This is a genomic window from Arthrobacter sp. SE2 (assembly GCF_058244265.1).
Window position 1 is genome coordinate 15,723 of record NZ_JBZAYA010000031.1, and the last position, 14,177, is coordinate 29,899.

A 14,177-nucleotide genomic window follows, 5' to 3' on the forward strand; every position below is an offset into this window, starting at 1 on the left:
CCCCGCTTGGATGCCAGACGTGTAAACGGATGGGGAAGTATCTTCCGCGTGCCGAGGGGTGAGAATTGTTGTGCCGCTTGGCGACGTCTATTCACATTGGTGCGGGGTTAGCCCGTAGAGGTGCATGACGCGGGGTCCATGGGTGTACCGGATGGTCGCGGTAAGGCACGTGGCTCTGTGTCCTGATCAGAGGATCCTCCAGGCGGCGGCCGATATTTGTCGCACTTGGAGGGATTGGTGATTCTGATGGGCGTGATGATCGAGCGCGTCGCCGGGTTGGTCATCGGCAAGAAATCGGTGACCGTGTGCGTTCGCACGCCCGGACAGGGCGCATCGACGACGGCCGTCGTTCCTAGATCGCCGGTCATCGAGACGCTCGTTGGTATATCAGCTCTCCAAACGGATCGCGAGGACGGGGCAGACGGCGGCGGCCTGGCGTACCTCGGCCTCGCGTTCCGGGCTTGGTTCGGCGTCGAGGAGTATGGCGATGCCGTCTTCGTCGCGCTGGTCGAAGATGGTGTCAGCAGCCGTAACGCACTGCCCTGAGGCGACGCATTTGTCCTGGTCGAGGATTACTTTCATGTTCTTTTCCTTCTTCGCAGGTTGGGAGCGGTTAGTTACCAGGTGACGGGCAATTCGTAGACGCCGTAGACGGAGGCGTCGTTCTTGAACGGCACCTGGTCAATCGGAGTGGCGAGGGCCAGGGTGGGGATGCGGCGGAGCAGGGTGGTGTAGGCGAGCTGTAGTTCCATGCGTGCCAGGGGCTGGCCGAGGCACTGGTGCACGCCGAATCCGAAGGCGACGTGGTGGCGGGCGTCGCGTTCGAGGTCGAGGGTGTCGGGGTCCTCGAAGGCTTCCGGGTCGCGGTTACCGAGGTCGGTGGCAATGATCACGCCTTCCCCGGCTTTGATGGTCTGCCCTGCGATCTCGATGTCGGCGATCGCGATGCGTTTGCGGCCGTCGTGGGTGATGGTCAGGTAGCGGAGAAGCTCTTCGACCGCGGAGGTGACGAGGGCGGGATCGCCGCTGTCGCGGAGGCGGGCGAGCTGCTCCGGGTGTTCGAGCAGTGCGAGCGTGCCGAGCGCGATCATGTTTGCCGTGGTCTCGTGGCCGGCGATGAGTAGCAGCACGCCCATCTGGGCGGCGTCCGCGGCACTGAGGTCGCCGGCGTCGACGCGGCGGGCGAGGTCGGTGAAGATGTCTTCGCCGGGTTGTTCGAGTTTGAGCGCCAGCAGCCGGTGCAGGTAGCCGATGAGCGCGCCCATCGCGGCGCCCTGGTCCTCGGGACTGACGCCGCGCTTGATGATCAGGTTGCTGTTTTTCTGGAAGAAGTCGTGGTCGGAGTAGGGGACTCCAAGCAATCGGCAGATCACCAATGACGGCATGGGCAGGGCAAAGGCCTCGACCAGGTCAGCCGGTTTTGGGCCCGCGAGCATCTCGTCAAGCAGGTCGTCGATGATTTTCTGGACACCCGGTCGCATGGCTTCGATGCGTTTGACCATGAACGGCGCGGTCACCATGCGCCTGAGCCGGGCGTGCTCGGGGTCGTCCATCAGGATGAAGCTCAACGGGGATCCGCTCCCCTTCGGGCGCGGGGCCGGGCTGGGGTAGCCGGGGTTGCTGATGTCGGCGCTGATCCGCGGGTCGCTCAGCAGCGCGCGCTGTTCCGCGTAGCGAGTGACAAACCAGGGGCGGCTGCCGTCCCACATGGTGACCCGTGTCAGAGGGGCTTCCTTCTGGGCTGCCAGACCGCGGGGCGGCGGGTCGAACGGGCACTTGCCGTCCCGTGACATCGGGAACGCCGGCTCATGTGGGCTCGGGGTGGTCGTGTCAGTGGTGGTGGTGGTCATGCTTTTCCTCCAGGCTGTATCGGTCGGTGGAGCCAACGGGCTCGGTGGGTCAAGGAGTTTGAGACCTGTCAATTCAGCGCCGGCACGTCGACGCCCGCTTCCGCCATGAGTTCCTGCCGTCGCTGCCGGGTTTGTTTGGGCATGGCCCAGCCGAGCACGCCGACCATCCGCCCGTCGTCGATGGCGACGGCCACGAAGCGGCCGTCGGCTGGGTCGCCATCGGTCACCTCAAGCTGCGCCGAGCCGGGAATCAGTCCGTGCACTTGGATCCGGACCCCGTACTGGTCGGTCCAGAAGTACGGTACGGGGGCATACGGTTCCCCTTTGCCAAGAATGTCGCGGGCCACGGCGATTGCCTGCTCGGTCGCGTTGGTGCGGTTCTCCAGGCGCACCGGTTCCCCGAGGCCGGCGTGGTGCCAGCGGGCGACGTCACCTACGGCCCAGACGCCGTCGGCGGCCCGGCAGAACGTATCGCAGACGATCCCGTCGTCGAGTTCGAGGCCGCTGCCGGCGAGCCATCCGGTCACCGGTTCGGAGCCTATCGCGACGACGACGGTGTCCGCGGGGAGTACCTCGCCCGAGGTGAGTTCGACCCCGCTCACCCGGCCACCGGAGTGCTGCACTGCGGCTACACGCCGCTCACCGAGCAGCTGGACGCCGTGTGTGCGGTGCAGGCCGGCGAGCAGCCGCGAGCCGAGCGCGCCAAGCTGCGGTGCCATCGGCGCTTCCGCCGCGCCGACAAGGGTGACCTTGACGCCCAGTTGGCGCGCGGTGGCCGCGATCTCGCACCCGAGGACTCCGTTGCCGACGACGACGAGCCTCGCGGTCGACGCGAGTGCTTCCTTGAGTCGGTGGGCGTCGTCGAGGGTGCGGAGGACGTGAATCCCGGCCGGCGCCCCGCGATCCCCGGTCCCTAGTGCGGTCGGCAGGTGGCGCGCCCGCAGTCCGGTAGCGAGGACGATGGCGTCTGCGCTAACTTCCTGGCCGCTCCCGGTGGTGACGGTGCGTGTGGAGACGTGGAGGCTGGTTGCGGACTCGCCGAGCAGGAACTCGGCGTCGAGGGAGTCGAGCATCTTCTGGTCGCGGAGGATGACCCTGTCGGCGGTCCATTCACCCGAGAGGAGCTGCTTTGAGAGCGGTGGCCGGTCGTAGGGCAGGTGCGGTTCGGCGTCGAGGAGCGTCAACCGTCCGCGGTGTCCGTTGCGCCGCAGGGCCTCGGCTGTTGCCAGCCCGGCGGCGGATGCGCCGACGACGAGGACGTGCTGGTCCCGCGGGTCCCGCGGGGCGTGGGTGTTCGTGGGTGCTGCGGTGGTGTCCATCGGGCGTCTTTTCCGGTCGAGGTGTGGTCGGGTGAGTCAGTCGTTATTCATGGTCTCGCCGGGATCAGCCGGCCGGTCCGGCCCGGCCGGGGTGTAGGGCGCGAGCCAGAGCCCCGTGATTGCGTCGATCACGCCGGTTCCGGCGTCGTGCCAGGAGCTGCGGGTGGTCGGCCTTCCCTCTGCCAGGGCGCGCTCCCGCTCGGACAGGGTGTGCACGAGCAGCTGGCGGGCCATGTCATCGCGCTCGGCCCGTACTTCTGCCGGAAGATCGGGGAGGCAACGGTCCAGACCAGCAAGTAATTCCCGGAGTGCCGGTGTCTCCATGGCGTCTTGCTCCATCACCTGCCGGTAGCCCGGGTCGGTCATGAGCTGGGCTCCGAATCGGGCGAACCAAGTGGGTGCCGGGAGCGAGTCGAGATGGTCGGTGACCGGCCGGACAAGGCAAGCGACCCAGTCGAGGATCTCTGACGAGTCCCGCGTGCCGGCGATCAATTGCTTGCGGCGTTCTTCGATTTCCACGTTGTGTCTCCGGGCGATCGCCCGGACCAGGTCGACTTTCGTGCCGAAGTGGTAACCGACCGCGGCGTTGTTGCCCTGGCCGGCCTCGTCGCTCACCAGGCGGTTGGATACCGCGCCGATGCCGTACTCGGCGAACAGGCGCTCGGCTGTGGAGAGTATGCGTTCCCGCGTCGCGTTGACCCGACTTCCGCGCCGCTGCCGGACGGTTTCCCCGGCTGGCGAGGCTCCCGTGCTGTCGGACCGCTCGATAGAGGTAGTCATCTTGCGCCTCCCGGGCTGCTGGTGGTCTGGTCTGTGGTTGATCTCATTTCATTAAAGTAAGTCACTTGCATTAAGTCAAGCGACTGACTTAGATTGAGTTTGTCGCTGCGGCGGGCCGCCCGACCCCCTCCTTATTCCTTCATTCCTCGAGAGGAAATCCCATGGTCATGCGCCTTGAAGACCCGAATCCCGGTACGGCCACTGTGCCGTCGGATGGCGTGCCCACGTCTAGTTCCGCCCCTCGCGCCGGTTCGCCCACACGCATCGTCCTTGTGCTTGCCTTTGCCGGCATCGTCGTATCGCTGATGCAGAGCCTGGTGATCCCGCTGGTCCCGAAGCTGCCTGCCCTGCTGCACGCGGCGCCCGGTGACGCGACGTGGGCGATCACGGCCACTCTGCTGGCCGGCGCCGTCTCGGTACCCACGATCGGGCGCCTTGGCGACATGTACGGCAAGCGCCGGATGCTGTTGTTCAGCATCGTGCTGCTGGTCCTGGGATCCGTGGTCGGAGCGTTCAGTGACAGCCTCGTGCCGATGATCGTAGCGCGCACCCTGCAAGGGCTCGCGGCCGGCGTCGTGCCCCTTGGCATCAGCATCATGCGCGATGAACTTCCCGCCGAACGCCTCGGAGGCGCGACCGCCCTGATGAGCGCCTCGCTCGGCGTAGGCGGCGCGCTCGGCCTGCCGGTCGCCGCGCTCATCGCCGATAGCGCCGACTGGCACGTGCTCTTCTGGGTCGCCGCCGGCCTCGGCGCAGCCTCACTCGTGTTGGTCGCAACCATGGTGCCTGCCTCGCGGGTACGAACCGGCGGCCGCTTCGACGCCATCGGCGCGACGGGCCTTTCCGCCGCCCTCGTCAGCCTGCTGCTCTCCGTTTCCAAGGGCGCCAATTGGGGCTGGACCTCTGCGCCCACGCTCGGCCTCGGCGCCGCGGCGCTCGTGCTCTTCATTGCGTGGGGACGCTATGAGCTGCGCACCAACGGGCCGCTCGTGGATCTGCGGACCTTGGTACGTCGCCAGGTGCTGCTGACCAACATTGGTTCCGCTATCTTCGGTTTCGCCATGTTCTCGATGTCCCTGGTGCTGCCCCAACTGCTGCAGCTGCCCAGGCAGACCGGATACGGCCTCGGTCAGTCAATGCTCGTCGTCGGGCTCGTCATGGCACCGTCAGGTTTCGTCATGATGGCCGTCGCCCCGGTCTCGGCCAGAATCTCCGCGACGTGGGGGCCGAAATGGTCGCTCATGCTGGGCGCCTTGGTCGTCGCGGCAGGCTATGGCTTCGGCGTTGTTGCAATGGGCGCCGTCTGGCAGTTGGTGGTTGTCTCAATCGTCATCGGCGCCGGAATCGGCCTGGCCTACGGAGCCATGCCCTCGCTCGTCATGGGTGCCGTCCCGGCGTCGGAAACGGCGTCCGCCAACAGCCTCAACACGCTGATGCGCTCGATCGGCACGTCCCTTTCGAGCGCCGTCGCCGGAGTGGTCCTCGCCCAGCTGACCACCACCCTAGGCGGAGTATCGATGCCCTCCCAGGGGGCGTTTCAGCTCGTCATGGGTGTCGGAGCAGCCGCGGCTCTCGGAGCCTTCGCAGTCGCGGCCTTCCTCCCGAGGTATCGTGCAGCCGCACTGAGCCGAGCGTCAGCGGAATAGTTCGAGACGACCGATTTAGACCACATTACGGCCGCGAATGCGGAGACCTTGCCGCCGTGATGTCAGGACGATCTCAAGGCTTCATGACGATTTTGCGGGTGACGCCTTCACAGACATTATGTACGACGACGGGATCGCCCGCGTCATGGTCCGGGACCCCTCCGGAACCGGGGTCGGCATGACGTGGGACCGGAACAGCCCCTGGCTGCAGGTCCACGCCGCGGACAAACCCGCACCCTTGCCGAACCGGCTCGGACTCGCCGTTGAACCCATGACCTGCCCACCCGACGCCTTCAACAGCGGCCAGGACCTCGTCCAGCTTGAACCAGGAGCGTCGCACGAAGCATCATGGCTCATCTTTGCCTCCTGACAGTGCCAGTACCGGAATCTGGTCCTCTTGCGTCGAAGCCCCGCGTTAGCCCGGCCGCCGGCCGTCAGCGGCACTGTCCCGAAGCGAGTCAGCACGCCGTATCAACTCCGTCGAAAAACTGAGTCACCAAAATGAAAGGGCATCCATTCTGTCTGCCGGCGGGCATTCACATCGGTCAAGGCCATTCGGGCACGCCATTGAGGGTAACTGCACAGATTCCCAATGTACTAGCCAGCAGATGGGTAGACGAAACTTTTCCGTGATCATCTTCCCGGTCCATGAGGCCATGTTGATATCCACTACTTTCCAATAACTTTTCAAGGCGAGGGCGTACCTCCGGAGCGTTCCCTGTGATTCCAGCTTCCCTCACTTCAACGCCGAAGAGTTTTTGGCGCCGGCGTCATCAAACCTGCGACCCATGTCGTGGGGCGTCCCATTCCTTCAGATGCGGCCGCAGTCCGCATTTTTGGGGGGCTGAACGCCACGACTAACGGCGCACTTCACGGAGTGGGACTGGGACATTGGCTCCTCCCATGCGATTGCCTAACGGCAGGCAGCTTTTCGTCGGCGACTATGCCCGTTGCTTCTGCCCGGGGTCACCCATTTGATGCTTAGTGAGTTTCCGGTTAGCTCAGGTGGCGGGGTCCGGTCCCGGATCGTGGGCAGTGATTTGGCGGTAGGTGGTCGGTGCTTGGGTAGTGCCGAGGCCGAGCAGGGACTGGAAGGCCGCCATGGGCGTGCCGCGCCGGTTGTTAGCGGAACGTGAATTCATCGAGGTACACCTGTAGGTGTTCATTGCATACGGAGCGGTGGGTGCCGCGCAGCCAGGTCTTGAGGTTGCTGATGGCACGGTGCACGCGGGGAAGGACCGGGTCGGTGTCGCCGGCCTTTTTGGCAGCCCGCTGGGAGCGGGGGCGGTGGGTGTAGCCTTTTTTGGCCAAGGGCGCGTAGCCCATCCAGCCGTCAGTATGCACGATGGCCCCCGGAGCCACGGTGTCCATCACGAAGCCGGTCAATGTGTCACCGGAGGCATCGCGGATCACTTTCATCCGCACCCGTCCCGAGCCCTGGCCGCGGACCTCCACCGCGACGACGACCTGCGTGGCCCGGGCTGTGAGGCTCCTGCCGCCGCGCCGGCCGGTCTCAGGACCGCCGACTTCGCACTCGTCCACCTCGACCTCACCGGTGAGCAAGGTGCGTTCCGGGTTGACCATAGCCCGGCGCAGCTTGTGCAGCATGGTCCACGCCGTCTCGTACCGGGACAATCCGAGGCTGTCGCTGCAGCTGCCGGGCGGAGATCCCCGGGGTGCCGGTCGTCATCAGGTAGGCCGCCCAGAACCATAAATGCAGCGCTGTGTGGGTCTTGTGGAGCACCGTACCGGCCGTCAGCGAGACTTGGTAACGGCAGGCGGAGCATTCCCAAAGTCCCCGCGCCGCCACGGGCCAGGCAGACCGGCCTTGACACCGCGGACACACGTAGCCGTCCGGCCAGCGGCACTTAAGCAGATAGTCCAGGCACGCCTTCTCGTCGCCAAACCGCGCCTGGAACTCCAGAATCGTCCGCGGAAAATCCGGTCCAGACATTTACCCAGAATACCTGAGCTAACCGGATATCCACTTGATCCTTTTTGCATATTTTCAGCAACTTGCTTGGGTGTGTGAGCTTTCCGAGAAGCATCGATTGAACCCCTTGGTTGAGTGCAACCTGTACCACATTAGATTTGAAATCTGCCAGCTGGGTAACCTTTCCTGACGAAACGAGTTCGGCGAAAGTTTTCAAGTTGCTCGGTGGGGTGTAGCGCGGGTTGGGAACATCACTGCCGTGGCCGCTTTTGCTTGTGGCATGACAGCAGGACCAGGATGTACCTCTCGGGAGCGCTGTCTCGTCGGCCATTGTCGAGGCGTCGCTGCCTGGGAAAGGCGCCGTTTCTCCGGCGTCAACCTGATGCGAGAGCGTCCACCTTGCCGGGAGTCCCCTTTCCGGAGAGCCCGTGATTGTCAATGCGTGAGACCCGCCAGCGAGCACCAAGCACAACTTTGCCCCTTGACTCACCGAGCTGCCGCTTCCCCTTCTGTCATCGTGCCTACGGCACGTAGCGATCCGTTATCCGCCTCGTCGCCTCCACCTCCCTGTCACCCTTGACCGGAAGGTCCGATTTGGAAAACCATAGGTACGGGTCGCGTTTCATACGGTTGGGGACCACTTTGCTTTTCAACCAACTAGGACTCTTGGAAGCAGCGTTGTACGTGGTCCCGCTCGTGAATGAAACCGTGCGGGACTGCCGGGCTCAGGGAAACTGAGAACCGGCGAAAGTTGTGTCTGGTAACGAGTATGCCAACATTCCCCTCCGCTTCCGCTTTAAGCGTGGCCACAGAAAGGGCCTTTGTCAGTTCATCATCGCGCTCCGCCGGGGTGTCGGCTATAAAATCTGCAACGAGTTTGTCGGTGGGCATGAGCAGGAGCTTTCGTTTGATGCGAGGAAACGTCGTTACGTTCCCGGGAGAGGGGCAATGTGCCAGAAGATGCACAGCAAGCAAGATGCGGCTGGCCAAAGAGCCAAGTATTTTCGGGAGAAGTGTGTCGGATTTCTCGAGGCGGCACTGATGCTCGGATGCAGCTGGGCCGAGCTTCTTACCTTCCCAGGCCTTCCGTGTGGACGGAGGGCTTTGGGTCGATGCCGCGCTGAGGCAAGCACGCAAGGGTTCAGGGTAGGTTCCAGGCATTGGTTTCGCACCCGACGGCCGCTGCCTCCTTTGTATCGATCATGCGTCGCCCCATTCCGCCATCCGTCCAGATCCAAAAACAGGATTTATCTCGCATCACGGCGTCGACGGTTCCGCTCAGAGTTTCTGGGCCAATCCGGAAACTCACATGCCTTCCGGATTCCAGAATCTCGGGATCCAATCCTTTGGGGGAGGACGGAGAGGCAAGGACGCCATCGGGAGTTTCCAGCGGTTCCTCCTGGATTTCCATGCCGAATTGGCGGGGAGCGTCTGGTCCGGCTTCCGACGCGCTGGGCCCCTGCCCACAGGGAGCTTCAGCATCTGGATCGGAAGGACAATCCGGTTCCCCGACGACTCCCGGAACCCGGTTCCTCGTTCCCGCCGCCAAGTGTCGACGGTTGTTGACCTTTGAGACGGTACTGATAGATACACCTGCCGTAATAGCGATACCGCGCATTTTCACCACCGAACCGGCTGGGTTCTTTGGCCTTTTTTCCTGTGTCACCGAACTCCTTGATCACATTCACTGACTGCTCTCTCTGCTTCGTAAACCCAGAAATTGGGGACTGCCTACCGCGCTGATGAACGCCGCACTGCTTGCTCGGTGGAAGGCCATGGGATAAAGCCTTCTGCTTTGACTGTCCAGCCGGTTTCTGGGAAACCGCCCGGGGATGTGTCAGAGCCGGCGGCGATGAGGGAAACAGCGGCGAGTAGGGAGCCGTTGCCCGGCAGGTACAGGGGCAAAATCCCCCGCATTTGGGGGTTGTGGCCCACGGGAGAGAGTTGGTTTTTGGCTTCGTCTTTGAGAAGGCAGTCGATAGCCAGGTCAGGGTTACCGAGGCGTGCTGCTGTCATCGCCATGACGGGGAAGTCCCAGCCCCAAGCGGTAGGCCAGTCCCAGGTTTCGAGGACGTCCAGAAGTGTTTTTTCCATCTGGTCCGGGTCGATGAGCGGCGTAGGCGGGACCAGCCCGAACGCGGCGAGAAGCGAGGGGTGGTCATCGCACCGCAGATACGGTTCTGTGGCCACGGCTGTGTAGCGGCCGCCGTCGCTGTGGGGCCGGATGAGGTTGTCCTGGATCTGGGTCCAGTCCTCCCTGCGGGCATGTCCCGCACGTTCGCGCCATAGTTGGGCTATCTCCAGGCCCCACCACCAGTAGGCGAGTTCAAAGGTCGGGTCTTCGGTGGTGGCCGCGTCATAAAATTCCTGGGCCGGCATAACCGGGGCTGGAAGGTGGAAGACGCCGTTTCGTTCCTCAGTGAAGGCAGCCATGAATGTCGCGGTCTCGTGGACCAGTTCGGCGTAGTCGTTGACGAGGGTGGACTGTTTGTCCGCATCGGAGGCGCGCCAGAGCAGTTCGAGCAGGTACAGCGGATGGGGCTGTTGCCAGATCAGCAGGGAACCGATAGGGCTCGGGCTTTCCCTGCCGTCGGGACCGACGTGCTTGGGCCAGCGCGCCCCCGGGTAGCCCTGGCGCGCCGCGGTCGCCCGGGCCTGGTCGAGGATGGACAGGTACCACGGCATGCTGCGTTCCAAGAGTGCGGGTCTGCCCCAGGTAGCGAAATGCGCGGCATGCCAAAGGTGCATCTCCAGGTGGAACTTTCCCTGCCAGGAGTTAGTGATCAGACCGGTTTCCTGCGGGGGCGTTACTCCGGCGGAATTCACCGCCGTAAGGTATTGGGAGAGCACGGTGCGGCGTTCGAGTTCGTATGCACGGGGGTCGCTGCTGCCTTGGAAGTCGAGCGCGGCCCCGGAGCACCAAAAGGCTTTCCAGGACCGGGTGGAGGCGTCCCGGACCATCGGGAACCCCATAGTGGCGGCGCCTTGTTCGCGGGGAACGGCTGGATCGGGGAGGAACTCGGCGACGAGTTCCAGGGTCGGCTGGGCGGCGGTGACGGTGAAGTGGTGCGGCTCAGCGGAAGCCGCGATGTCGGCGCCATCGGTGTCCAGATCTACCCGGTAGCTGGTTCCGTCGAGTTGGCGCAGGACGCTGGCACTACCGGAGCCGCCAGAGGTCAAAACGGAGGTGTGCCGCGCGGGGGAGTCCCAGTCGGAAGTCTGGAAGAACCCTTCAGAGGCGTAGGGAAACCGCACCGATACTGTGAGCCGGCCGTCAAGGAGGAGGTGTGAGCTGATCCGGAAGCCCACGCGCGCGCTGTCGGGCGCCGCCGCGGTCTGGACGCGGACCAATTCCCCGGCATACCGGAACGAGGTCTCGATGATCCCGGTCCACAAGTCGAGCGTTTGGTGGATGCCTGTGAGCGCCGCCGGATCGGTTTCGATGTCTCCGCCCGGGGTGCTGCGCAGTTGCAGTCCTATCCGGCCCAGGTCAATGCGTTGGGGGTTGGCGTGAAGCCAGGCCCCTGGCTTGTTTTCGTCCGTCACGTTACCTCGCATGGCCTGTTCCATGTCGTACCGGTCAGGGTAGGAGACCGGACCTCGGGCGGTGTCGTATCGGGACATGGCGTCGTCGAGGACGTAGCCTTCCGGGTTGGGCATCTCATGCCATCCCCAGGAACTCATGGTGGCAGTGTTCACTGCGACCTGGCCGCGCATCATGGCAGCCTTGGCATCATGGTAGTCCGTGAAGGTCTGCATGCCGGTGATGTCGGCCGTGTAGGCAAAGTCGCCGTTACCCACCGTGAGGACATGCTGTGGGTCCGCAGCCGTAAGGGTCACAGCGTGCCGGGCGACGACGGCCTGACGGTCGATGGGTGCTGTTGCCTGAGTCATGCGAAAACCCCTTCGGTATTGGCTGGCAGCAGGACGGGGGAGCCCGCTGGCAGGGACTCGAGAATGACTGTGGCCGGGGCATATCCTTCGGCGGTCGCGGTCACAGTGATTTCTCCGGCGCCGGAGGGGCGGACGACGGCGAGCAGCCGGCCGTCGAAAGAGGTATGGCTCCGTGAATGGTAGCTTTCCTCCGTCGCGGGACGTGCACTGCCCAGGCCTTGAAGGACGCCAGCTCCTTCCACGGTCACGGTGACCGTTCGTTCCACGTTCGTTGCCAGGTTGCCTTCGGTGTCGCGGAACTCGATGGTGACATGACTGAGGTCGGTGTGGTCGGCGCTGATTTCCGCGCGGTCTGCTTCCGCCACCAGCCTGATCGGCCCATTGGCAGAACGAAGCACGGTCCGGGCCTGCTCCACGCCTCCGGCGTAACCGATGGCGACGAGCTCGCCGGGATGGTACGTGAGATCGAAGACCGCACGGAACTTATGTTCCCGGCCCGCCGGCTGGCGCCCGATGGTTTGACCGTTATGCTGTAGCTCCACTTCATCGGCATCGCTGTAAACCTCCACTCTGACAGGAGAACCGGCTGGAACATCCCAGCTCCAGCTGGAGATCGAATCACTCCAGCTCCATTGGCCGGTGCTGCATTCGCGGTTATGGTTTTCGGGCCGCTGCACGGCGATGTAAGGCTCGTGGCGGAGCCCGAACACGGTTTCGCGGTAGTAGGAGGCAGGGCGGCGGTAGCCGGTGATGTCGATGTCGCCGCACCAAGCCAGTAGCCAGGGGTAGGGTGCGCCGAAGCTGGGTTTGCCGCCGGTTTCGTCCGCGTAGTGCACGCGGCCGATGCCCGCCTCGCCTAGGTAGTCCCAGCCTGTCCACGTGTAGTCGCCGATGACGTGCGGGTTCTCTTCGACGAGCTTCCAGCTCACGTCGATGTGGGTGGGGAACGTTTCGGTGCCCACGATGATGCGGTTGGGGAACAGTTCCTTGTCCTGGACGTAGCGACCGTCTCCGTAGTTGATCCCGGCGACGTCCACCACGGCGTGCGATTCGGCTGTTTTCTCGGTGACCAGGGGTGAGGCACTAATGCGGTTCATAAATTCGCCGGCCTGGCTCATCATGGCGTTGACGCCCTCGCCCTCCCCATCGGAGTCAGCTGCTGAGGCGCGCTGGCGCATCATTTCGGAGACCTCGGTGATGGCGGAGACGAAGCCGTTAATGCCGTTGGTGATGTAGCGGGTGCCATCCATGGAGCGGATCTTCTCGGCAATCTTCCGACCCCAGTCCGAGCCGAGGCCGCTACCGGTTTCGGGGATCTCATTGCCGATGGAGTACAGGATGACGCTGGGGTGATTGAAATCCTTGGCCACCATGGCTTCGACGTCGCGTTCCCACCATTCCGGGAAGGACAGGGAGTAGTCGAAGGAGGATTTCGCGTCCGTCCAGACGTCGAAGGTTTCGTCCATGACCAGCATGCCGTGCTTATCGCAGGCGTCGAGCATTGCCTGGCTGATGGGATTGTGGGAGCTGCGGATGGAGTTAAAGCCGGCTTCCTTGAGCAGCTCGATGCGTCGTTCTTCGGCCCTGCCGATGGTGGCCGCGCCCAGAATGCCGTTGTCGTGGTGGATACAGGCGCCGCGCAGTTTCACGGTCTCCCCGTTGATTTGCAGACCGCGGTAGGGGTCAAGCTGCAGGGATCGGATGCCGAAAGTGGTCTCGTGCTCCTGCAGGACCTCCGTAAGGTCGGTCAGTTCAGTCTTCGCCGTATAGAGGTAGGGCCTGTCCACGCCCCACACCTGAGGGTCGGTGACGTAGAGACGCTGGCGGACCACCGCGTTGGACCCCGCCCTAAGCGTCGCCGGTGCCGCGCCCCGGGCCACAACCTTGCCGACAGCGTCGCGCAACTCAGTGGTAACGGTCACCGTGGCTGTCTCCAGGCCCTCGTTCTCAACCGTGGTGGCGACATCGATCACGGCGCGGCGGTCGTCGATGTCAGGAGTTGTGACCCGGACGCCGTTGGCGGCGACGTGGACCAGTTCGGTGACGGAGAGGATGGTGTCGCGGTAGATTCCGGCGCCGGTGTACCAGCGGGAATCCTCATGGACGCGGGCATCCACTTTGATGGTGTTCGGCTGCCCGTATTTCAGGAACGGGTCCAACCGGATGGTGAAAGTGGAATAGCCGAACGGGCGCTGGGCGGCGAAATCGCCGTTGACGTAAACCATGGCATCCCGGTAAACGCCCTGGAACTCCAGCGATACGCGCTTGCCGCGGTACTCCTCGGAAACCTCAAAGGTCTTGCTGTACTCAAAAGCGCCGTCCGGGAAGTAGCCGGTATGTGAGCCTTGTACCGAGTCCGCCGACCTTTCCAGCGCGATCAGTGCATCGTGCGGCAGGGTGACGGGTTGCGAGGGCGATGCCGGGGCGGACAGTTCAGCGAAGAGACTTTTCTTGGGACGGACTGCCCAGCCTTCATTGAACGAGGTGCGGGTCATCGATTTCTCCCTTGTAAGCGATGGGCGGACTGCGCATCGCGATGGTCGGCGGCAGCCAAAACTATTACGTGGTAACCGGAAGGTATCACGTGTCACAAACAGATAATCATTGCGGCCCTGCCTGTGTCAACAGGTGGGGCCGCAGCGTCGCGCGTTGCTGGGCCACTGAACTGACACGTGATACCGAATCGGCTGTTGGTCTCGACCTAGTGGTGTGTTTCAGTTTTGCTTGATGGTTTCGAGGGCAACGCGGCCGCGGG

The 14,177-nt window shown here is 63.8% G+C and carries 8 protein-coding genes and 1 pseudogene; 2 read left to right on the top strand and 7 right to left on the bottom strand.

Annotated features, from left to right (window positions below; translation table 11 throughout):
- Positions 1-387: 387 nt before the first annotated feature.
- The 4 genes from AC4CS3_RS22785 to AC4CS3_RS22800 form a co-directional block, all read right to left on the bottom strand.
- Complete coding sequence (locus AC4CS3_RS22785; protein WP_269995140.1) at positions 388-582, bottom strand: ferredoxin; 195 nt, start codon at positions 580-582, stop codon at positions 388-390.
- A gap of 35 nt (positions 583-617) precedes the next feature.
- Positions 618-1,850 (bottom strand): cytochrome P450, encoded by a 1,233-nt coding sequence (locus AC4CS3_RS22790; RefSeq protein ID WP_269995138.1) that lies wholly within the window; start codon positions 1,848-1,850, stop codon positions 618-620.
- Positions 1,851-1,918: 68 nt separating this feature from the next.
- Complete coding sequence (locus AC4CS3_RS22795; protein WP_490785362.1) at positions 1,919-3,169, bottom strand: NAD(P)/FAD-dependent oxidoreductase; 1,251 nt, start codon at positions 3,167-3,169, stop codon at positions 1,919-1,921.
- A gap of 36 nt (positions 3,170-3,205) precedes the next feature.
- Positions 3,206-3,949, bottom strand: coding sequence for a TetR/AcrR family transcriptional regulator (locus tag AC4CS3_RS22800; RefSeq protein WP_269995135.1), 744 nt, complete (start codon positions 3,947-3,949; stop codon positions 3,206-3,208).
- Positions 3,950-4,110: 161 nt separating this feature from the next.
- Here AC4CS3_RS22800 and AC4CS3_RS22805 point away from each other — a divergent pair, with 161 nt between their 5' ends.
- Positions 4,111-5,595, top strand: coding sequence for an MFS transporter (locus tag AC4CS3_RS22805; RefSeq protein WP_269995133.1), 1,485 nt, complete (start codon positions 4,111-4,113; stop codon positions 5,593-5,595).
- 118 nt (positions 5,596-5,713) lie between these two features.
- Positions 5,714-5,965: an aldose epimerase family protein gene (locus tag AC4CS3_RS22810; protein WP_442865353.1), complete on the top strand. Its 252-nt coding sequence runs from the start codon at positions 5,714-5,716 to the stop codon at positions 5,963-5,965.
- Positions 5,966-6,596: 631 nt separating this feature from the next.
- Here the strand turns inward: AC4CS3_RS22810 and AC4CS3_RS22815 are convergent.
- From AC4CS3_RS22815 to AC4CS3_RS22825, 3 genes and pseudogenes are all read right to left on the bottom strand, one after another.
- Positions 6,597-7,549: pseudogene (locus AC4CS3_RS22815) on the bottom strand (IS1595 family transposase).
- A 1,710-nt stretch (positions 7,550-9,259) separates the two neighbouring features.
- Complete coding sequence (locus tag AC4CS3_RS22820; protein WP_269995129.1) at positions 9,260-11,422, bottom strand: hypothetical protein; 2,163 nt, start codon at positions 11,420-11,422, stop codon at positions 9,260-9,262.
- Complete coding sequence (locus AC4CS3_RS22825) at positions 11,419-13,917, bottom strand: glycoside hydrolase family 2 TIM barrel-domain containing protein (protein WP_490785363.1); 2,499 nt, start codon at positions 13,915-13,917, stop codon at positions 11,419-11,421. Before AC4CS3_RS22825 ends, AC4CS3_RS22820 begins: the two co-directional genes overlap by 4 nt.
- Between the last annotated feature and the right edge of the window lie 260 nt (positions 13,918-14,177).